The organism is Chitinophaga sp. YR627, from assembly GCF_900114995.1.
Taxonomy (GTDB): Bacteria; Bacteroidota; Bacteroidia; order Chitinophagales; family Chitinophagaceae; genus Chitinophaga.
The window spans coordinates 821,692-842,883 of the sequence record NZ_FOUX01000004.1; the positions used below are offsets into that span (position 1 = coordinate 821,692).

Sequence of the window (21,192 nt, forward strand, 5' to 3'; positions counted from 1 at the left end):
GTTCTAAAAGGGATTTTTCACTTATATTGCCGTTTAATCAACAAAAATCTACACTATCAAACCAACTTATGGCAGATAAATTCAAGCCTTTCGTATCACCCGAGGTGAATATGAAGGAATTTACCATCAAGTCCATTGTACTGGGCTGTATTTTCGGGATCATCTTTGGCGCCGCAACTGTATACCTCGCATTGAAAGCAGGTTTGACCGTTTCTGCATCTATACCTATCGCAGTTATTGCCATTACCCTTGGCCGCAGATTCTTCAAAACCACTATCCTGGAAAACAACATTATCCAGACTACCGGTTCTGCTGGTGAATCCATTGCTGCCGGTGTGGTATTCACCCTGCCAGGCTTCCTGTTCCTGACAGATGGTGGTGGTGAGCAGTTCTTCAATTACATGACGATCCTGATCCTGGCCATCTTCGGCGGTATCCTGGGTACCCTCATGATGATTCCGCTGCGCCGCTCCCTGATCGTGAAAGAGCATGAAACCCTCCCTTACCCGGAAGGTACTGCCTGTGGTGAGGTACTGATCGCTGGTGAGAAAGGCGGTGATTTTGCAAAAACAGCTTTCTACGGATTAGGCTTTGCTTTTATATATGCCATTCTTCAGAAGGTCATGCACATTGTGGCAGAAGTGCCTTTCTACATGACCAAACAGGTAAATAAATACTTCCCTTCCGCCCGTATCAGTGGTGAGATCACCCCTGAATATATGGGTGTGGGCTATATCATCGGTCCCCGTATCGCGGGTGTACTGGTAGCTGGTGGCGTACTGTCCTGGCTGGCACTGATCCCTTTACTGTCCTCACTGGTACCGGCAGATATGATCGCCGCACAGCTGGTAAAACTGGGCTATCTGGCCAGTGTAACCACACCAGGTGGTAAAGGTAACTGGGATCCTACCCTGCATACTTTCGGCGATTTCTCTGCCGCTGTATACTTTGCCTATGTACGCCAGATCGGCGCCGGTGCAGTAGCAGCTGGTGGTTTTATCACGCTCATCAAGACTATACCTACCATCATCTCCTCTTTCAAAGGCAGCATCGGCTCCTTTAAAAAAGAAGGTAACGGTGAAGGTGGTACAGCAAATGGTGCTGTTCCCCGTACAGAAAGAGACCTGAATGTGAAGATAGTATTGATCGGTAGCATCGCGCTGGTCGTATTAATGGCCTTCCTTCCGCAGTTACCGGGCGATTCCATCGGCAAGAAACTGCTGGTAGGTTTGCTGGTAGTGATCTTCGGCGCCTTCTTCGTAACTGTATCCAGCCGTATAGTAGGGCTGATCGGTTCTTCCAATAACCCGATCTCCGGTATGACCATCGCAACCCTGATGGGTACCTGTCTGGTATTTATCGCAGTTGGATGGAGTGGTAAAGTATATGAGCCAATGGCACTGGTAGTAGGTGGTATGATCTGTATCGCTGCTGCGAATGCCGGTGGTACTTCTCAGGACCTGAAATCTGGTTATATCGTAGGAGCAACACCTATGTATCAGCAGCTGGCCCTGTTCATCGGTGCGATCGTTTCTTCAATCGTGATCGGTCTGACCGTGAAATTCCTGGATAAACCAACTGCTGCAATGATCGCTAATGGTGTTACTGACCACGCGATCGGTAGTACTTATTATCCTGCGCCACAGGGTACCCTGATGGCCACCCTCGCAAAAGGTATCCTTTCTTATAACCTCGACTGGCAGTTTGTACTGGTAGGCGTGTTCCTGGCAATCACCATGGAGCTCTGCGGTATCAAATCCCTGTCTTTCGCAGTAGGTGCTTATCTCCCATTATCTACCACCCTGCCTATCTTTATCGGTGGTGCGATCCGTGGTCTGGTAGACAAAAAACGCAAAAAAGATAATATCCAGGTATCTGCTGAAGAAGAGGAACTGGGTAAGGGTAATCTGTTTGCAACCGGTCTGGTAGCAGGTGGCGCCGTTGCCGGTGTAATCATTGCCATACTTGCCGGCTTTGATGGTTCAGCAAGTGTACTGGCCAGCATTAACCTGGAAGAGACGCTTTCACATACACTCGGAACAGGTGGATACTTCCTGCTGGGAACTGTCGCCTTTGCGCTGATGGGAACCTATCTCTATCGTGTAGCTGTTAAAAAATAAACCGGCGCAGACAACTCATTGTCTGTCGTCCATAAATATTAAAAATCCTGATCTGTGACAGATCAGGATTTTTTAATTTTCAGGGGCTATAATATTCACAATTAACTGCTTATTATTGCGTTATAGAACCAAATACCCCTTCTTATGCGCCCAATTTTAACTATTGTCTGTGTTGCCTTATTGCTATCTGCCTGCGAAAAAGAACAACATGAAGAAGTACGCAAGTTTATATCTTGTCAGATGGACAGCATCTTCTTTATAGGCGAAAATCCAAAAGCTGTTATCACCAGGGCCGATCTGACAGATACCGATCCGAACAATGATATCGACAAACTGACCATTACTGCCAGCGGGGAAAAAGCCGAGAAACTGAACATTACCCTGATAGGCAGCAGTGAAGGACTTGATCATGGTGTATTCTATTCACAGGATGGCAACAAATTCTCTGTCCATTATGATAAAAACAATATCACACAGTTAGCAGATCAGACATACGGCTTTTTTTCCCTTTCTATCAGAAACGTTAAAGACAGCCTCATAGAAGCGTCTTTCTATGGTACAGCCGTAGACACCAGTGGTACATTCGTTCCCAAACCTATCACACACGGTTTCCTGCGGGCGATTGTCACTACCAATTAGACAAAGGATAAATGTTCGTACTGCTTTTTCAGAATAGCCGCATCATCTGCACTCAACCAGTTTTTTAATAATGTAGCATACACACTTTTGAAATCGACCGTGTGTTGCAGGTCTCCTTCATCCAGATTGACCAGATCCGGTCCATCATTCAGCAATCCCTGTTTTTTCAGTCCGCCGCCAATGAGGAACATATTATTAGCAGTGCCATGATCTGTTCCTCCACTGGCATTCTGTGCCACACGACGGCCAAATTCAGAGAAGGTCATAATCACCACATCCTGGAAACGATTGTTATTCTTCAGTTCACGGGTCAGTGCTGTAATCGCTTCATCCAGCCTTTTCAACTGCGTTTGCTGTGATGCCAGCTGATTCACATGTGTATCAAACGCACCATGTGACACATAATATACTTTCGTACTGATATCTGACATGATCAGACGGGCAATAGTCTGCATGTTTTTGCCCAGGTCCGTCGCCGGAAAAAGCTCTTTTGTTTTATATGCCTTAAACTGATTTTTAATATATCCTGCGGATGACATGGTGGCGCCCATCGTCTTGTACAGATAATCTACCGGCGCATGATCATCATCTATCGGATGACCCCCATTTTCCTTACCCAGCAGCTCTTTGAACATGCGGTCATTGGCTGCTGCCTGCAACTTATCAGGATCTTTAAAGGCCAGCCCTTTCTGCAGATCACCTTTCATCGCCAGACTCAATGTATCATCTATTTCCAGTGCCTGTACAGGCTTATCACAACCTTTACACTGAGCATCCAGGAAACGGCCGATCCAGCCATCTGTCCAGTTTTCAGATGAGGCGCTTGCAGACTGCCAGATATCCATCGAACGGAAATGCGAACGGTCCGGGTTAGGATACCCCACGTTATTCATGATAGCCAGCGAACCTTCATCATACAGTCCTTTCAATCCCTGCAGTGCAGGATGAATACCTATTTCATCTGTCAGGGATAAAGCCTGTTCACGTTGAATGCCCAGGGTCGGGCGGGAGCGGTAGTAAATATCATTACGATAGGGAATGACGGTATTTAATCCGTCGTTACCACCAGACAATTGTATAATGACCAGTACTTTATTGCCGGGAGGCACCAGGTTATCTTTTTCGAATGCTTTCAGGAATTTAGGCATCATCATGGAAGCAGAGGCCAATGATCCCACCTGTAAGAAACTTCTTCTGTTTAAGATCAGCATGATTTGATTTTTTAAAGTGGATACATTAGCACAACTGATATTCCGGTGTGCTCATCACTGCGATTGCAACGGTTTTAATATAGTTTTCACGGGAAGATGCGTCTGCATAATTTTCCAGCACCTGTTTACTGACGTTTTTATTCGCCTGCAACAATGATCCGGAGATGGCTTCCGCGAGTTTTTCACGCGATACTTTTTCATAATCTTTCAGTAACGCATTCCAGTTGATCACTCCTTTGATCTTTCTTGCATACTGTTTCTGTACAGATTCATTCAGCTCCATCGTTACTTTATAACTACCCATACCCATTTCAGGCGTAATTTCCTTTGGTGTGATATTAAACTCTTTTTCATAGAGTATCATCTTGGGTAACTGCATGCGGTACATCAGACTGGAACTATCGATCCAGTTACGTCCACCTGGCCATCCGGCCACATTGGGAGGATAGAATAAGACCTGTCCCAATACCTGCTGGAATGACAACATCACTTCTTCTCTTTCGAACTCAACGGGTACGGTTCTACGTAATCCAACCAGTAACTCTACCGGTGATTTTATACGTGTACCTATCAGACCTGCATCATAGAACCAGTCCGCATTGAAAAGGTATTGCATCAATGCACCGATATCATATCCGGAGGAGTAAAACTTATCTGCGAGTTTGTTCACATTCGCTTCGTCCAGGTTCTCACTGACGAAGTAGCGATATATTTTAGTGGTGATATATCTGGCAGTTTCTTTCTGGTCTAAGAGTATTTTCAGTACATCATCTCCATTGAAATTGCCGCTCTTTCCCAGCACTGTTTTTTGTCCGTTATCATGTCTTTTCTCTCTGAACACAAAACTGCCATCGCCTTCATATGCCCATCCCGTAAAAGATCTAGCGGCCTCTTTGATATCAGTTTCGGAGTAATGCCCTCTTCCCATGGTGAATAGCTCCATGACTTCGCGGGCGAAGTTTTCATTCGGATGTGCTTTCACGTTCTGCTGATTATTCAGGAACTGCAGCATAGCGGGCGACCTGGAAACAGCGGTCAGTAATTCACCGAAATTACCCAGGGCATTTTCTCTTATTACCTGTAATAACTGCTGATTGAACAGTACATTCTGCGTACGGCAGGCAAAATGTCCATGCCAGAAGAGGGCCATTTTCTCCCGCAGGGGATGCTCACTTTGTACCATTTCATTCATCCATTGCAGGTTGAGGTCTTTGACACCCTGGCGGTTCATTCTGTTCAGTTCCCTCCTTTCTTCGGGAGACATCATTTTGCTCCGATCGGGCAAATCGGAAACATCGCGGACTTTCAGCGGCGTTTGTACGTCTTTTTCAGGTCCTGCCAGGATCTTACTGATGACCTGACGACGTTTTTTGTGGGTCCAGTCTTCAATTACTGCAGGAGAAGCACCAAATCCGGCTCTCCATGCCAGGTGCTGCATTTGTAGTTTTTCAGGAACTGCGGGCATACAGGTAGATAGATTTTGGGTTTGACAAGAGAGAAGAGAGAAGGTTTAACAGCAGGCAGAAGATTTAACATCACCAAATTGTTACGACAACAATAATTAGGAATTAAGAATTAGGAATTGGTTAGCCGCACTTTACATAAAAACTACTATTCGAATAAACCAGACAATTGCAAAAAGGAATTAACAATTAAGAATCAGCCATTTACCAAAGCATAATTCTTAATTGTTAATTCCTAATTCTTAATTGACTATGGTCTGAACCGCCATACGGGGTAGCTACTTCCTTTTTCAAACACCCGCTGTTCGGCAGGCAGTTCCAGGAAGCCATCTGCCTGCAATAAAGCGGCGAGGTCTCCTGAACCGTGATAAGGTGGCGGCAGGGCAATCAGCTGTCCACCCGCTACCGGATGCAGTCTTACCGGCATAAAGTAGGTCAGTGGAGACGAAAAACTGACATCTGCTCCCAGTACCGCATGCGGCGTAGGAGGCGCTGTATATTGGAGGCTGGCACGCAACCAGGGTAATACATAACGGTAGCAGCACATAAAGCCGGATACGGGATTACCCGGCAGGGCGAATACGACAGGACCGTTTTCAAACTGTCCGAAGAGGAAGGGTTTTCCCGGGCGTTGCTGTACTTTATGAAACAGCTGCTGCATGCCCATTTGTTCCAGTACCAATGGCAGGTAATCGTATTTTCCGGCTGATACAGCCCCTGTACAGATCCAGGCATCCGCATCCTTCAATGACTCAAATAAAGACCGTATAGCGGCCTCATTATCGTGTACATGGTGACAGCTGGCTTCGATACCCAACTCTTTTAACGCAGCTGCCAGGCTATAGGAGTTAGAGATCCTTACCTGGTGGATATCCGGTGTATCGGCTACAGGTACCAGTTCATCGCCGGTGGCGATAATAGCTACTTTAGGCAACCGGCTGACATTCACCAGTGTTTTCCCTACGGAAGCCAGTACGCCGATCTCAGCGGCGGTTAACCAGGTGCCGGCAGGAATAACCAGTTGTCCGGCAGCAGCGTCTGCACCCTGTCGGTGAATAGCCTGTCCTTTTTCCACGCCGGCGTTGATGGTAAAACGCTTAAAGCCTTCATGCTCTGTAGCGACCAGGTGTTCATACTGGATGACGGTATCCGTCAGTTCCGGCAGGATAGCGCCGGTCATTACTTCCATGCAATTGGCGGTATTTCCCAGCTGTTTACGGGGCATACCTGCTGCCTGCATATCTTCTACACCAAAGACAGTCTGTCCTTTAGCATAGGTCTCATAATCGATGGCAATACCGTCCATCATCACCCTGTCGTACGGGGGAAAATCTCTGTCAGATAAGACCGGTTCCCGCAGGATACGTCCGGTAACGGCAGTAAAGGGCAGCTGTTCCATTCCGAAGTCACGGACAGTACTCATCACAGCGGCAGATGCGGCAGTTACGTCTATCAGCATTGTTTTGGAGGTTTGATTGCTTTAGTTGTAAATTTATTCCATTATGAGCAATGATTCAAGTCAACAGGGATTTTCACATTTGAATGCAGCAGATCAACCGGTCATGGTGGATGTGAGCGGCAAAACAGATACAGTACGTGTGGCAGTGGCAGAAAGCAGGGTATTTCTGCCGGAGATCATAAGACAACAATTCAGCGGAAAAGATATACATACTGCGAAAGGGGCCGTCTTCCAAACCGCCATCCTGGCGGGTATTATGGCGGCCAAGAAAACACCGGAGCTGATACCTTTATGTCATACATTACTACTTGACGGGTGTCAGGTGGATATCACACTGGAAGAGGAAGAAGCAGTGGTACGCTGTACGATCAAAACGACCGGTAAAACGGGTGTGGAGATGGAAGCGCTGACAGGCGCCAGTGTGGCTGCATTGACAATTTATGATATGTGTAAAGCATTTACACACGGGATGGTCATCAGACAAACACGGCTGCTGAGCAAAACAGGTGGCAAAAGGGATTTTTAAAAACAATGACATGGCAGCTCCATTAAAAGGACTCATTCTATGCGGTGGCCGCAGTACACGTATGCAGCAGGATAAAAGCCTGATCGCCTACCATGGCGTGCCGCAATGGCAATATCTCTATGAACTGGTAAGATCCGTCCTTCCGGAAGTATATGTCTCCTGCCGGGAAGATCAGCAGGAAAATTTACGTACAGATATCGATGTTATAACAGATAGTGTGGAAGGCGGTGGTCCTTCTATAGGCTTACTGAGCGCCAACAAGGCCTTTCCGGATGCGGCCTGGCTGGTACTGGCGGTAGACCTACCATTGATCAGCGAACAAAGCATAAACTATCTGATCACACAAAGACAGGCAGAAAAAGACGCGACCTCACTAATCAGTCCTGTTAATCACCTGCCGGAACCGCTGATCGCGATCTGGGAGCCTTCCGGATTGCAAAAGCTCTGGCAGAATGTAACGGAAGGCAGAAACTGCCCCCGTAAGACCTTACTGAACGCTGATATCCATCAGATAGAAAATCCGTTCTCAGCAGAGCATTTTAATGCCAATACACCAGACGAAATGAAAGAAGCAGGGGCTCAGCTGGGACTGCAATAATGAACGTACGTTGGTATTCGTATTAAACCGTTATTAGACCGGCATTACACCGCCATTTGTACGTTCATGAACGAAGCGGTAACGGAGAAATTCCGGTGTAATAGCGGTGTAATACGAAGCTCACGACCATCACTTAAAGCCGCTTTTTCCAAACGGAGAGAGCGGCTTTTGTTTGCAAATGACATACAACAAATCTATCCGATCTGATGCTGTTTTTTTGCATCGCATTATTCGTACAACCCAATAATAAGTATTTTTTATTGCAAACTATTTGCAACAAAGATGCAAACAATATATATTTGCCCCCGTGATAAGATCAAATCTATACAGGTTCGTAGCATATCTCCTGCTGGTAACGTTCAGTTACATCCAGGGGGTACAGGTCCTGCATGATTATCACCATCACTATTATTCTCCTGACAAACATCTGCACTTCGGGAAAGATCCGGCCTGTAAGATCTGTGATCATCTGCTGGTGAAAAAACACCAGTCACTGACCGCAGATATTTTCACGTTGCGTGATATCCATCTGAAACCCGAAATCATCCGGGAGGTAGTCTGCACAAGTCCTGCAGCAATTTTCCTTCCCAGTGATCTGAATAAAGATCCTCCATCAATAGCATAAATACAATCCCTCCATTAGCAGTTTTGAGTATCCTCAAAACATTTTAAATCATACATACATGTCGATTTCAAAACAGCTACCGCTGTTTTGCCTGCTGACCTATGCCGTATCCGTACAGGCACAGGTCGGGAGAGGCGATACTATTCGCCTGCGCGACGTCGAAGTAAGAGGTAAGACGCCTGTAAAAACAGGTACTGCCACTGCTATGTCGCTAAGCAATGAACAGCTGGAGCAAACACGCGGCGCGAGTCTCGCCGGTGCATTATCTGTATTACCGGGTATCAGCATATTGAAGACAGGACATTCTATTGAAAAGCCCGTGATCAATGGCATGCACAGTAACAGGGTACTGATACTGAACAATGGCGTACGGCAGGAAGGCCAGCAATGGGGGACCGAACACGCTCCCGAAGTGGATGCCTATGTTGCCAAAGAACTGGTCGTGATCAAAGGTGCAGAAGGCGTACGTTATGGCGCAGATGCACTGGGTGGTGTCATTCTCGTGAAACCTGCTCCACTACCGGAACAAGGCAAACTGAATGGAGAAGTATATCTGAACGGTGCGACGAATGGCCGTTCGGGCAACGCGGCCATTATGTTGCAAGGCTACTTACGGGGTGTTGGATGGCGGACACAGGGCTCATTCAAAAAAGCCGGGAATATAAGCACAGCGGATTATTACCTGGGCAATACCGGTGTCAATGAAAGCAATTTTTCCGGTGCACTTAAATACAGATCCTTCGATCTATACTATAGTCATTTCAGCACGGAACTGGGTATCCTGCACAGTGCGCATATCGGCACTGTGGAAGATATCGCTGCGCGAATTGCACATGGCCGCCCTTTTGAAGAATATGGTTTTACATATGATATTACGCCTCCCCGGCAACAGGTGACCCATGATCTAGCCAAACTAACCTGGAAGACGGATCAACTGGAAATACAATATGCGTTTCAGCGAAACCACCGGCAGGAATTTGATCTGCGGCGTTCAGCAGGTAATGATACAAGGGCGATGATGGACCTTGTACTCAGCACCCAGACAATCGATGCGGCTTATCATATCCGTCACAGTAATTACCTGAAAGGTACCTGGGGCATCAACGGCATGCTACAGGTCAATAACAATACACCTGGTACCGGAACGACACCGCTGATACCGAATTTTGACAGTTACACTTTGGGGGTATATGCGGTAGAAAGACTGGTAAAAGAACGCTACGAACTGGAAGCAGGCATCAGATATGATTTCAAATATTTTGATGCGGCCGGTTACCGCTATGATTATACAAAGTTCAATGATAACGGTGGATTTGATCTGAACCTTTTTACTGATACCCGGCAGTTTCATAACGTGTCCGGCGCATTGGGTGCTGTAATACATCTTAATAACAAACTGGAGCTGCGTAGTAACATAGGACTGGCCTGGAGAGCACCAGGCGCAAATGAACTGTATAGTGATGGCTTACATCATGGCGCCGCGATCTATGAGATAGGAAATCCGGATATGAAAAGCGAACAGGGATATAAATGGGTCAATTCGCTCTCGTACAGCAGCAACAAATTACAGTTACATCTGGATGTATATGCGCACTACATCCGCAATTATATCTATGCACAACCAACACCGGATACAGTCAGAAGGACGGTACGTGGCACCTTTCCCATCTTTATCTATCAACAGACAGATGCTGCATTTGCAGGCATAGACTTCGGTGGCAGTTATCGCTTTTTACCTGCCTTCATGTATACAGCAAATGCTGCGATGATCAGAAGCCGGGAATACCTGCCCTATATACCAGCGGATCGTTTTGATCATGGATTACAATGGGATTACAAGCAATGTTATATAAAGTTCGAACACAGGTATGTTGCCCGGCAGAAAAGATATAAAGCCAATACTGACTATGCACCGCCACCACCTGCCTATCATCTCTTTGCAGCCACAGCGTCAGTAAAGTATAAATCAGTGGCCATCAGCCTTTCCGTTGACAATCTGACTAACGGACTTTACAAAGATTACATGGATCGCTTCCGGTACTACGCGCATGAGATGGGTAGAAATTTCACACTCCGGATTCATTATACATTTTAAACAATATACAATTATGAACAAGTTACGCAACTACCTACTGTTAGGAATGATCACATTTGGTGTGCTCACGTTTTCTTCCTGTTCGAAGGAAGATCCCGTACCAGAAAAAGATCAGGAAGAAGTAGGTAAAACATCCCTGTTGTTACAGGAGGTTGAATGGGACGGTGATTTCAGAACAGGTCATCCACATGCAATTGACGGCGCAGCCATTGATACCATTGAGTTTGATGAACAGGGTAATGCACCAGTAGGATTTCATCTGCATCTGCACACCGGCCATTCCTACAAACTGACACTCATTGCACGCGACTACGCCGGACGCGAGATACAGCAAACATTCCTCGACAGAGCAGACATACATCAGGCAGTCATCCTGGGTGCTCCCAATGGTGTACTCGACTATACGTATGGTGATGATCAGGTGGGCGTCACAGGTTATCTGCACATCGTGAAAGGCGCGTCCACCTTTACCCTGCAATACCTGATGCGTCACCTGAATCCTGGTGTAAAAGCAAGCGTAACAGCAGATGACTGGAACAATACCAATTATCAATCTAAACTGGCCGGCGCTACTGATCTCGATTTAAAATTTGAATTACACCCTGTTGAATAAAAACCAATAAAATAGAAACCATGAAAAAGTATTGCTATGCATTTGCTGCTATTGCCTTATTCCTGACAGCATGTAGTAAAGACGATGAGAAAGTCACACCAGAAGATCCGAATGTGATCGCCTCTTCAAGACTTGATTTCATTGAAGTAAACGGAAGCGCTCATGGCGATCACTTCCATGATCTCGCAGAAAAAACCGGTGAGAAAGACAGTATTGCTATACTGTTTAATGCCCAGGGAGAAGCACAGAACGGACATGTACATCTTGATCCGCATAAAATCTACAGAATGCAGTTTCGATTGATTAACAAAGCAGGCAACGAGTTACAGCAAAGCTTCCTGCAAAACAAAACGATTGCCGATTCTTTCAAGGTATTCTTAAGCGGCGGAAACTTCATCCTGAATCCAACTACCGGCGATGCTGAGAATGGAGCGATCTTTCAGCCAAGAGAACAGGTGTATGGTGATGGAACTACTGTAGGTGGCAAGTATGAAACAACAGGTATACTGGCTTACTTTACACTGGGAGAAGCAAATAGCGGCGCAGAAGCAGATATCTCTTATGTGTTACGCAAGTTCAATGATCCGGCGACTAAAGCGAAAATTGAACGCACGGACTGGAACTATCTCGATTATGCTACCCTGTATGCGGGAACAGATATTATAAAATTAACTTTCGAAGTACACGCGGAAGAACACGAATAGTGATCAATTACTTTCTTATAAGAAGCGTGTCCCGGCTATGGCTGGGACACGCTTCTTTTTATGTCTTATCAGGGATGTGCAGCAACCCACACTTCTCCATCTTCAAAATATTCTTTCTTCCAGATAGGCACGGTTTCTTTTAACGTATCGATCGCATATTCACAGGCATCAAAAGCAGCTGCGCGATGAGGTGCGGCAACGGCAATCACTACGACTATTTCACCCGGTTGTTTCTCTCCAACGATATGCAGCATGGCGATTTTTTTGAGTGCAAATTTCTCTACTGCAACATCTGCGATCTTCTCCATTTCGAGTAATGCCATTGGTTCATAACATTCGAAGAAAAGTTTGTTTACTTTTCTTCCTTTTGTATTGTTACGCACATTGCCGGAGAAGACAACAACACCTCCGCAGTCGGGCGTTTCAACGAAGTCCAGCGCTTCTTGTACGTTCACATTGCTGTCTATTTTGATTAACTTATTCATCTGATTATCGCTTAGAGAATTTGTGTATTTCGAAGTAAAATAATTTTTATTCAACAGAGAAATTGATCTAATATTGGTGCATTAAATATTTGTTTGTAATGCCAATACATCCTATTGTACACACGCTTATCTGGATCGCTTGTATCGCGAGTTTTCTGTATCCTATTATTCCATTGATCAGATACGACGCTACACTGAGAAAAACTCAGCGAAAGTTTCTAGCAGAAATGGATGAAGAAATCAGAAAATTTAAAGCTGATCCTGAAAACTACAAAGCAAAACAGCGTTAATTGCTTATTCTAGGGAACAACGTGCGCTTTATTATTTAAAATCCAAATCTTGTTACATTGACTAAGTTAGCCAATTCCCGGAAAGGGGAACAGAAGCCGCATGCCTATGCAAATAAAATTGGTGCTGGTGGCGGTACAGTTTTATTACTAATGGCAGAATAAATGCCTGATGCTTACTGGTTCAAAAACTATATAATCGTGGCAGCACCTTCACTAGCTATAAGCCTTGCAAAGTTTACGAATTGGGTAATGAGCTACTGTGAAGCATTTTTTAATTTTGTGCGTATCGCACAAACAGAGCGGACTATTGACAGAGAAATCCGTTCTTTAAAGCTGGATCCGATTGTGCCAGCAGATGCAATACACCAGCTGGAACTGACAGCAATAGAAGCTAAGATTCAAAACGTAGAGCAGACGATTGACAAACTAAACAAGCTAAGAAGAAACTAATCTTATCCACCACTCACCGGAGGAATCACTGCAATTTCATCACCAGGCTGCAAAGTATCCTCATCATTTGCATATACTTTATTCACAGCAATCATCAGGGAACGTAACCGTTCCAGGGAAGGATATTTTGTATACAACCAGGCTCTGAGTGCTGCTACTGTAGTGATTCCTTCTGCCGTAATAACAGGCGCACCTGCTATATCTTTCGCTATGCCGAATAATAAAATGCGCATATCCTAATCATGAAATTTAGATAAAGCTACGATATTGTAGTAATTTAAGGGGTGATATATCAAATAACAGTCAAATGAAAATCAGAATCAGAGGCAATAGCATCCGTTATCGTCTGGATAAAAAAGACGTCGAAATACTCAAAAATGATGGTAAAGTAGAAGAAAGCACAACCATTGGCGCTGGTCAGCTTCATTTCTGCATTAAAGCAAAAGAAGGCGCAACAGGTCCCTTTATCAAACTGGAAGGTCCTGCTATACACCTGTCATTCCCAAAAGAACAGGTACGTGAATGGACCGATACCGATCAGGTTGGATTCTCCGCAGAAATTCCCAATGCGGATGGTTCCTCCCTCCATATACTCGTCGAAAAGGATTTTAAATGCCTCACTGAACGTAATGAAGACGATAGCAATGCTTTTGACAATCCATTAGAAAGCTGTTGATCAATCATTTACACATATCTCCACCTACTGGAATATCTATTATTATCACCATTAAACAGACAATCAGCGCACTATTTCTTTTGATAGCTGCCGGCCGCCGGAAAGCCTTTTTCAGTGCGGTTGTACAAATCGCGGATAAGCTATAATGCTTTGCAGATGTACCTTATAAGAGATTTAAAAAGGGAATACACCGTTAACAGGGGATAAAGTAATGCCTGTATCACACTATAAAATATGACATCGTTCTGACATGCATCCACTATCCAGGCCGTTTTTTTCGCTTTTGATCAAAGATTTTCCCGATCCGATCATTCATGAGCCACTTACTGATCGTTCTTTGTGAAAAAATTCGTCAGTTCATGTTCGGCTACGATGGTTCAATGGTAACCAGACTGCAAACGCTTCCGTATACCACATCGTACAGACCAGTACATTGTACAATGCCAACAAGCCGGATACAGGTGAATTTTCAATAACGTACGTACCAAATAAAACTATTGGGGTGGAGGATATGATGATATCTGCCATTTCCCGGGGGAGCCAAAGCAACTGGCAGACAACGATTTCTTATACAATCTGATCATGAAAAAAATATTTGGCTGGTTACATCTCTGGCTGGGCATCGCCTCCGGTTTAGTGGTCCTGGTAGTAGCAGGAACAGGCAGCCTGCTTGTATTCGAAGAGGAACTGGAACATGCGTTCCGGTCTTCTTTTTTTTACATAGAAGCGCCCGCCAATACTTCCAGACAACCTTTGGATAATCTGACAGCCTATGTGCTGCGCGAAAATCCGAAATATAAAGTGCTCACTATCGGCGTAGAACCGGAAGCAAACCGCAGCATTGTATATCTGCTCGTGAAAGGGAAACCCAAGGAGATCAAAAATCAGCTGTATGTGGCGGTGAACCCGTACTCAGGCCAGATCATCTCTTCTGTGGCGGGTAACAAACGTTTCTTCTCTGTCGTACTCCAGTTACACCGTTACCTGTGTATGGGGGAAACCGGAAAGATCATCACCGGTATTTCCTGTTCCATCTTTACCATCCTGATCCTGACAGGTCTGATATTATGGTGGCCTAAAAGGAATAACCGGAAACAGCGTTTCCGTGTGAAATGGGATGCTTCTTTCAAACGCCTGAACTGGGACCTGCACGCCGTATTCGGTTTTTATGTGCATATCATACTCTTCGTAATAGCAGTAACCGGACTGATATGGAGTTATAAATGGGTGAATAACCTGCTTTATCTTGCATTTGATGGTAACACCAAACAACAGAAGATCGTTGCGCCTGCCAGCAAACCGGTAGAAAATACGGGTATTGCTTACCTGGACAAGATCGTGACGACTACTAACGAAAAGCTCCCTTACGAAGGAAAGATCACCATCCGCTTTGCGGATTCAGATACACTGGCCGTTTCTGCTGCGAAAGAAAACAGGGCCAGACACGATAACGTGAGCGATTTCCTGTACTTCGAAGCAGGTACCGCCAAGCTGTTAAAAGTGAGACTGTATGATAATGAAAGCGCCGGTACAATTGCCAGAAGATGGGTCTATCCGATCCACACGGGCAGTTTTTACGGATGGCCAACCAAGATCATCGCGCTGATCGCCGCACTGGTGGCATTCACCCTTCCAATCTCAGGATTCCTGATCTGGATGGGCAGAAAGAAAAAGAAGCCAACAGCAAAAGCAAAGAAAAAATTACCGGTAGATAAAACTGCGAATGCCAGGGTACAGGTACAATAACGATATCCTGCAAAAGTATATAAGAGAAAGGGCCGTTCCGCAATACGCGAACGGCCCTTTCTCTTATAAGATCAACCTGTTTAATACATATTCATTTCCACATCTATTTCTGCTGCCCAAGCGTGAATACCGCCCTCCACATTATATACCACAGGGAAACCGGCTGCATCCAGTTGCTGCGCGATCATCAGACTGCGCATTCCATGATGACACAGTAAGGCGACAGGAATCTCTTTACTCAGCTGGGCCATTACACCACCCACCATACGCATCGGTATACGCATTGCCTGTGGAATACTGCATATTTCCCATTCATCCGGCTCTCTCACATCTATCAGCTGGAGTGGTTTTTCTGTATCCAGCCAGTCCTGCAACTGGTGTACGGACAAACTCCTTACACCGCCTGTGTCACAGGGCTGGTCATAAGTTTCCTGTAATGCTTTGATATCATGATTACCTGCTACGGGCTTGATCTGGAAAGTATCATGCATGTTATACAGTGTATCTATTGTCAGCAGCTGATTACTTAATACTTCACCTATACCGGTAATGATCTTCACGGTTTCATTAGCCTGATAGGAACCGATAATACCCGGCAGTATTCCCAGTACGCCAATATCGCTGCAATTCAGCATAGTACCTGGTTCCGGTTGCTCGGGAAATAAACAGCGGTAGGTAGCGCCGCCTTTGTAATTGAATACACTGACCTGTCCTTCATATTTATGGATAGCACCATATACAAATGGTTTGTTCAGCATGACACAGGCGTCATTCACCAGGTAGCGGGTACCGAAATTATCCGTACAATCCACCACTACATCATAAGGTTGAATGATGTCCAATGCATTATCTGGCATGATCCAGGTATCATATGCGGTGAACTGTACTTCCGGATTCAACTTTTGCAAACGCTGAACGGCGGTACGCAATTTAGGTTGCCCGACTTCTTCTGTGTTGTAAAGGACCTGTCGCTGCAGGTTGGTGAGTGAGATATTATCGTGTTCCACGATGCCGATGCGGCCTACGCCCATGGCGGTCAGGTATTGTAATACAGGTACGCCTAATCCGCCTGCACCTATAATCAGTACTGCCGCATTGTTGAGCAGTTGTTGTTTTGCTGGTCCGAAGCCTTCCAGTTTCAGGTGTCTGTCATATCGTTGCATCATCCGTTCTTTATCCTTTTTGACATAAATATTGAATCTCCGTATGTGCCGTCAGACTGCTTAAATGCCTGCGGCAGACGGCCATATTCCATAAAACCAAAGTTACGATACAACTGAATAGCTCTTTCATTATTTGCAAACACGTTAAAGTGTATGATTTCCAGCTCTTCATGTTGTTCTGCCCATCTTATCGCGGCTGTCATTAATCGTCGCCCGATGCCCATATTCCAGCACTCATGCAGCACAGCGATCCCCAGTTGACCCAGGTGTTTCTCTTTTTTGAAACCGGATTGTTTGATGGAAATACTGCCGACCAGCCGGCCCTCTATCTCCGCCAATAACATCAGGTGTTGTGGATGATTACAGAAGGAGCGGAGAAATGCTTCTTCATCAGCGACAGTGAGTGTTGCCGATTCCTGCGGAGTCATTAACAGAAAGCCTGTCTCTGTGGTCAACTGCTGGTATAATGCCAGCAGGGCCGGAGCGTCTTCCAGTGTGGCCGGGCGAACCAACAATACCTGTCCGTTAGGGAGAAAGTGCTGCATATTACAAATGTAAGCACAAAAAAAAGCGCCGCACAGGTGCGACGCTTTTATATTATTTTAAATATTACTTGCTTATAGCGCGATCTTATCAGCGCCGAAATAAGGCTGTAATACTTTCGGAATATTGATTCCTTCTGGTGTCTGATTGTTTTCCAGGATACAAGCCAGGATACGCGGTAACGCCAGGGAGCTGCCATTCAGGGTATGTACCAGCTGTGGTTTACCTCCACCGTCTTTGAAACGGATCTTCGCACGGTTTGCCTGGAAAGATTCGAAGTTAGATACAGAGCTCACTTCCAGCCATTTCTGCTGTGCGGTGCTGTATACTTCGAAATCGTAGGTCAGCGCAGAAGCAAAGCCCATATCACCACCGCAAAGACGCAGTATACGGTATGGCAGTTCCAGTGATTTCACCAGTTCTTCCACGTGTGCCACCATTTCATCCAGGATCTCATAAGATTTCTCCGGATGTACCACCTGTACAACCTCTACCTTGTCAAACTGGTGCAAACGGTTCAGACCACGTACGTCTTTACCATAGGAACCTGCTTCACGACGGAAACAAGGCGTGTAACCGGTCATTTTTACCGGCAGATCAGTGTCTTTCAGGATTTCATCTCTGAAGATATTCGTCAGGGGAACTTCAGCAGTCGGAATGAGGTATAATTCATCTTCTCCTACAAAGTACATCTGTCCTTCTTTATCAGGCAGCTGACCAGTACCATAGCCGGAATCACCGTTCACCAGGTGAGGCACCTGGAATTCAGTATAACCTTTATCGGTATTGAAGTTCAGAAAATACTGGATCATAGCGCGCTGTAAACGTGCTCCGCGGTTCTTATAAACAGGGAAACCAGCACCTGTGATCTTGTTACCCAGTTCGAAGTCGATCAGGTCATATTTTTTTACCAGGTCCCAGTGAGGTACAGCACCTTCATGTAACTGAGGGATATCACCACCCTGGCGGACTTCCACATTCTCTTCCGGTGTTTTACCCGGAGGTACCAGCGGAGAAGGCAGGTTTGGCAGTTTTACCAATGTATCGTGCAAAAGCTTTTCTGTAGCCGCGAGTTCTTCGTTAATAGGCTGCAGTCTTGCTTTCAGTGATGCTACTTCCGATTTACGAGATTCCGCTTCATCTTTCTGACCCTGTGCCATCAGTTTACCGATTTCCTTGGAATTCGAGTTTACTTTGGCCTGTGTTTCATCATACTCAAGGGTTAATTTCTTGCGCTTGTCGTCCAGTTCAAGCACCTGGTCCACCAGTTCCAGCTCCCTGAAGTTCTTCAGAGTCAGCCTTTCCAGTACCTGGTCCTTGTTTTGACGAATGAACGGAACTTGTAACATTTTACGATTTATTAAATTTCAGCAAATATAGGAGTCGTTTGGGATTATGAAAGGTATTTTCCAACGATCGGCACTCTCCGGCCTACACCAAAGGCCTTCGATGAAACGCGTATAATAGGGCAGAACTGGTTCCTTTTATACTCATTGGTATTGACCATTTTGAGTGTACGCGTCACTAATGCGGCATCAAAACCCTGTGCAATGATCTCTTTGGGTCCCTGACGACGCTCGATATACTGGTACAGAATGCTATCCAGTACTGCATAGTCAGGCAGACTATCACTGTCTTTCTGATTAGGGCGTAATTCCGCGGAAGGCGCTTTGTCAATGATATTAACAGGGATAATTTCTTTGTCCCGGTTGATATACCTCGCCAGTGCATAGACCTGCATCTTGTATACATCACCCAATACTGCCAGACCACCGGCCATATCACCATACAAAGTACCGTAACCGGTAGACAGTTCGCTCTTATTGGATGTATTCAGCAGGATATAACCAAACTTGTTGGATAAGCCCATCAGCAGGTTTCCACGGATACGTGACTGTGTATTCTCTTCCGCTACATTAAAAGGTCTGCCCTCAAAAAATGGATTCAGGGTCTGCAGGAAGGTCTCGTAAATATCATTGATACGGATGATGTCGTAAGGGTTGTCCAGATTTTTAGACAGGGCAACGGCGTCATCTACAGAATGTTCGGTAGAATAAGGGGAAGGCATGAGAATGGCTCTTACATTCTCCTTACCCAGCGCTTCTACTGCCAGGGCCAGTGTTACAGCGCTGTCTATACCTCCGGAAGAACCCAGGATCGCTTTGGTAAAGCCCATCTTCTGGAAATAATCCTTAATCCCCATGATGATCGCATGATAGATGCGATCGATGTTATATTCAGGCTGCAGTTCATTTACCGGGATATAAGCCGGCTCCGTTGCAGGCTGTTCTGATTGTAACAGTACTTCCAGATCGTAACCGTCGATGGCTTCTTCGAAGTAAGGCAATTCTTTTACGATATTACCTTGTTTGTCAAAGATCACTGATCCGCCATCAAATACGATCTCAGTCTGTGAACCCACCGCATTACAGTAATACATAGGAATACCGTACTTCTTCACGTTTTCACGGATGATCTTCTTACGGTCCTGTGCATGATTGTAATCAAACGGAGACGCAGACAGGTTGATCATGACGTCAGGCTGCTGTTCTATCAGCTGATCCATCGGACAGATCCTGTACAGCGGGTTATCTCCCAGGTTCCAGATATCTTCACAGATGGTCACTGCCAGTTTTTTGCCTTTGAAAGGCACAACGTTCCAGGCATAACCCGGTTCAAAGTAGCGGTATTCATCAAATACGTCGTAGGTAGGCAGCAGGGTCTTGTGGATGATCTGCTTTACCTCACCCTCATGCAGGAACCAGGCGGCGTTAAAAAGGTCTTTACCTTCCGGCTGTGTATTACGGCAGGGAGCACCTACCAGCACTGCTATATTGGAAGTATGGGCTTTGATCTTGTCAATAGCCGCGTATGATTGTTGTATAAAGTCGTCAAATTCAAGAAAATCTCTGGGAGGATAGCCGCACACACACAACTCTGTGAACACTACCAGATCTGCGCCCTGTGCTTCGGCTGCTTTTATTCCTTCCAGTATCTTCTGCGTATTCAGTTCGAAATTGCCGATATGATAGTTCTGTTGCGCAAGTATAATTTTCATCTACAATCGTCTTTTTAAAAGAATAGTCCCAGGTTTATTGCAAAGCTATTCATATTTACCTTACCATCACTCCATTTTCCATTGCGGGTAGCGTCGATAAACCCATTACGGTAGGTGAGTCCTACAAGTCCACTCAGTCTGTCTCCCAGCGGATATTCCACTCCTGCTCCTACCTGCAGACCAATATTGATCGGAGTGATATCACGGAGTACGTTCACCTTATCCTGGTTCACACTCAGACTTACCACGTCAGCGCGGCCCTTGACAGGAAATCCCAGATAGGTACCGAATTGTCCCCAGATACCCATACCATTGTCGGTATCGGTCTTCAGTTTGATGGCCAGCGGGATTTCCACGTAGGTCACTTTCAGCTTATATTCAGCAGGGACCTGCTTATAATCATCCAGACCCTTATCTGCCACATATTTCAATGTACTGCCCGTTGTGGAAATCTGTAAACCGGAGGCGATGGCATAACGGCCGGATTCATCCAGGAGGAAGTCCGCCATCAGACCGAAGCTGACCCCGAACCGGGAGGCATTCCGTTCAACCCCTGATTCCTGGGGCTGCAACCAGAAAAAGGTAGGGTCCAGCTTAAAACCAAGGCGTACCCGGTTGTCCCTTATAAAGTTATTCTGGGCCTTTGCCACCATCACCGTCGAGAACAAGCATGCCATCAAAAATATCTTCCTCATATAATTTTATCTTTTTTTTAATACAAGCTATAT

The 21,192-nt window shown here is 45.6% G+C and carries 22 protein-coding genes; 11 read left to right on the top strand and 11 right to left on the bottom strand.

Annotation, left to right across the window (positions count from 1 at the left end):
* Window positions 1-68 precede the first annotated feature (68 nt).
* The gene (locus BMZ72_RS23870; protein WP_089812201.1) at window positions 69-2,120 is read left to right on the top strand and encodes an OPT family oligopeptide transporter; all 2,052 of its coding nucleotides are present in this window, start codon (window positions 69-71) and stop codon (window positions 2,118-2,120) included.
* A 144-nt stretch (window positions 2,121-2,264) separates the two neighbouring features.
* Entirely contained in the window at window positions 2,265-2,759 is a 495-nt protein-coding gene (locus BMZ72_RS23875) for a hypothetical protein (RefSeq protein ID WP_143087774.1), read from the top strand.
* On the opposite strand, the gene BMZ72_RS23880 is transcribed toward BMZ72_RS23875, so the two are convergent.
* The 3 genes from BMZ72_RS23880 to BMZ72_RS23890 form a co-directional block, all read right to left on the bottom strand.
* A complete protein-coding gene (locus tag BMZ72_RS23880) occupies window positions 2,756-3,970 on the bottom strand; it encodes a DUF1501 domain-containing protein (protein WP_089812203.1) in 1,215 nt (404 codons plus the stop codon). The two genes, BMZ72_RS23875 and BMZ72_RS23880, sit on opposite strands and share 4 nt — an antisense overlap.
* Window positions 3,971-3,995: 25 nt before the next feature.
* Window positions 3,996-5,435, bottom strand: coding sequence for a DUF1800 domain-containing protein (locus BMZ72_RS23885; protein WP_255373278.1), 1,440 nt, complete (start codon window positions 5,433-5,435; stop codon window positions 3,996-3,998).
* A gap of 248 nt (window positions 5,436-5,683) precedes the next feature.
* Window positions 5,684-6,892, bottom strand: a complete 1,209-nt coding sequence (locus BMZ72_RS23890) for a molybdopterin molybdotransferase MoeA (protein WP_089812205.1) — start codon at window positions 6,890-6,892, stop codon at window positions 5,684-5,686.
* Between the two features lie 43 nt (window positions 6,893-6,935).
* Between BMZ72_RS23890 and moaC the strand changes: the two genes are divergently transcribed.
* Both moaC and BMZ72_RS23900 read left to right on the top strand, forming a co-directional pair.
* Window positions 6,936-7,418 carry a cyclic pyranopterin monophosphate synthase MoaC gene (moaC, locus tag BMZ72_RS23895; RefSeq protein WP_089812206.1) on the top strand — a complete coding sequence of 161 codons (483 nt, stop codon included), beginning with the start codon at window positions 6,936-6,938 and terminating at the stop codon, window positions 7,416-7,418.
* A gap of 10 nt (window positions 7,419-7,428) precedes the next feature.
* Window positions 7,429-8,016 carry an NTP transferase domain-containing protein gene (locus BMZ72_RS23900; RefSeq protein ID WP_089812207.1) on the top strand — a complete coding sequence of 196 codons (588 nt, stop codon included), beginning with the start codon at window positions 7,429-7,431 and terminating at the stop codon, window positions 8,014-8,016.
* A 44-nt stretch (window positions 8,017-8,060) separates the two neighbouring features.
* On the opposite strand, the gene BMZ72_RS36650 is transcribed toward BMZ72_RS23900, so the two are convergent.
* Window positions 8,061-8,201, bottom strand: coding sequence for a hypothetical protein (locus BMZ72_RS36650; RefSeq protein ID WP_177222916.1), 141 nt, complete (start codon window positions 8,199-8,201; stop codon window positions 8,061-8,063).
* A gap of 122 nt (window positions 8,202-8,323) precedes the next feature.
* On the opposite strand from BMZ72_RS36650, the gene BMZ72_RS23905 reads away from it, so the two are divergent.
* Genes BMZ72_RS23905 through BMZ72_RS23920 form a run of 4 tightly spaced genes read left to right on the top strand, consistent with a single transcriptional unit; the run spans window position 8,324 to window position 12,053 of the window.
* A complete protein-coding gene (locus BMZ72_RS23905; RefSeq protein WP_089812208.1) occupies window positions 8,324-8,641 on the top strand; it encodes a hypothetical protein in 318 nt (105 codons plus the stop codon).
* 58 nt (window positions 8,642-8,699) lie between these two features.
* Window positions 8,700-10,736: a TonB-dependent receptor gene (locus tag BMZ72_RS23910; RefSeq protein WP_089812209.1), complete on the top strand. Its 2,037-nt coding sequence runs from the start codon at window positions 8,700-8,702 to the stop codon at window positions 10,734-10,736.
* A gap of 13 nt (window positions 10,737-10,749) precedes the next feature.
* Window positions 10,750-11,349: a hypothetical protein gene (locus BMZ72_RS23915; protein WP_089812210.1), complete on the top strand. Its 600-nt coding sequence runs from the start codon at window positions 10,750-10,752 to the stop codon at window positions 11,347-11,349.
* Window positions 11,350-11,369: 20 nt separating this feature from the next.
* Window positions 11,370-12,053 (top strand): hypothetical protein, encoded by a 684-nt coding sequence (locus tag BMZ72_RS23920; protein ID WP_089812211.1) that lies wholly within the window; start codon window positions 11,370-11,372, stop codon window positions 12,051-12,053.
* Window positions 12,054-12,121: 68 nt separating this feature from the next.
* Here the strand turns inward: BMZ72_RS23920 and BMZ72_RS23925 are convergent, their stop codons facing one another.
* Window positions 12,122-12,538 carry a molybdopterin synthase catalytic subunit gene (locus BMZ72_RS23925; protein WP_089812212.1) on the bottom strand — a complete coding sequence of 139 codons (417 nt, stop codon included), beginning with the start codon at window positions 12,536-12,538 and terminating at the stop codon, window positions 12,122-12,124.
* Window positions 12,539-13,026: 488 nt separating this feature from the next.
* On the opposite strand from BMZ72_RS23925, the gene BMZ72_RS23935 reads away from it, so the two are divergent.
* Window positions 13,027-13,278: a hypothetical protein gene (locus BMZ72_RS23935; RefSeq protein WP_143087775.1), complete on the top strand. Its 252-nt coding sequence runs from the start codon at window positions 13,027-13,029 to the stop codon at window positions 13,276-13,278.
* A gap of 2 nt (window positions 13,279-13,280) precedes the next feature.
* On the opposite strand, the gene moaD is transcribed toward BMZ72_RS23935, so the two are convergent.
* On the bottom strand, window positions 13,281-13,511 hold the full coding sequence (moaD, locus tag BMZ72_RS23940) for a molybdopterin converting factor subunit 1 (protein ID WP_089812215.1): 231 nt from the start codon (window positions 13,509-13,511) through the stop codon (window positions 13,281-13,283).
* A 74-nt stretch (window positions 13,512-13,585) separates the two neighbouring features.
* Between moaD and BMZ72_RS23945 the strand changes: the two genes are divergently transcribed.
* Window positions 13,586-13,954 carry a DUF7009 family protein gene (locus BMZ72_RS23945; protein ID WP_089812216.1) on the top strand — a complete coding sequence of 123 codons (369 nt, stop codon included), beginning with the start codon at window positions 13,586-13,588 and terminating at the stop codon, window positions 13,952-13,954.
* A 582-nt stretch (window positions 13,955-14,536) separates the two neighbouring features.
* Complete coding sequence (locus BMZ72_RS23950) at window positions 14,537-15,700, top strand: PepSY-associated TM helix domain-containing protein (RefSeq protein WP_089812217.1); 1,164 nt, start codon at window positions 14,537-14,539, stop codon at window positions 15,698-15,700.
* An 80-nt stretch (window positions 15,701-15,780) separates the two neighbouring features.
* On the opposite strand, the gene BMZ72_RS23955 is transcribed toward BMZ72_RS23950, so the two are convergent.
* The 5 genes from BMZ72_RS23955 to BMZ72_RS23975 all read right to left on the bottom strand — a co-directional run bounded on the left by BMZ72_RS23955 (window position 15,781) and on the right by BMZ72_RS23975 (window position 21,159).
* A complete protein-coding gene (locus tag BMZ72_RS23955; RefSeq protein ID WP_089812218.1) occupies window positions 15,781-16,866 on the bottom strand; it encodes a HesA/MoeB/ThiF family protein in 1,086 nt (361 codons plus the stop codon).
* Window positions 16,863-17,408 (bottom strand): GNAT family N-acetyltransferase, encoded by a 546-nt coding sequence (locus BMZ72_RS23960; RefSeq protein WP_089812219.1) that lies wholly within the window; start codon window positions 17,406-17,408, stop codon window positions 16,863-16,865. Before BMZ72_RS23960 ends, BMZ72_RS23955 begins: the two co-directional genes overlap by 4 nt.
* A 72-nt stretch (window positions 17,409-17,480) precedes the next feature.
* A complete protein-coding gene (serS, locus tag BMZ72_RS23965; RefSeq protein WP_089812220.1) occupies window positions 17,481-18,755 on the bottom strand; it encodes a serine--tRNA ligase in 1,275 nt (424 codons plus the stop codon).
* Window positions 18,756-18,799: 44 nt separating this feature from the next.
* Entirely contained in the window at window positions 18,800-20,464 is a 1,665-nt protein-coding gene (locus tag BMZ72_RS23970; protein ID WP_089812221.1) for an NAD+ synthase, read from the bottom strand.
* 14 nt (window positions 20,465-20,478) lie between these two features.
* Window positions 20,479-21,159 (bottom strand): porin family protein, encoded by a 681-nt coding sequence (locus tag BMZ72_RS23975; RefSeq protein ID WP_089812222.1) that lies wholly within the window; start codon window positions 21,157-21,159, stop codon window positions 20,479-20,481.
* Between the last annotated feature and the right edge of the window lie 33 nt (window positions 21,160-21,192).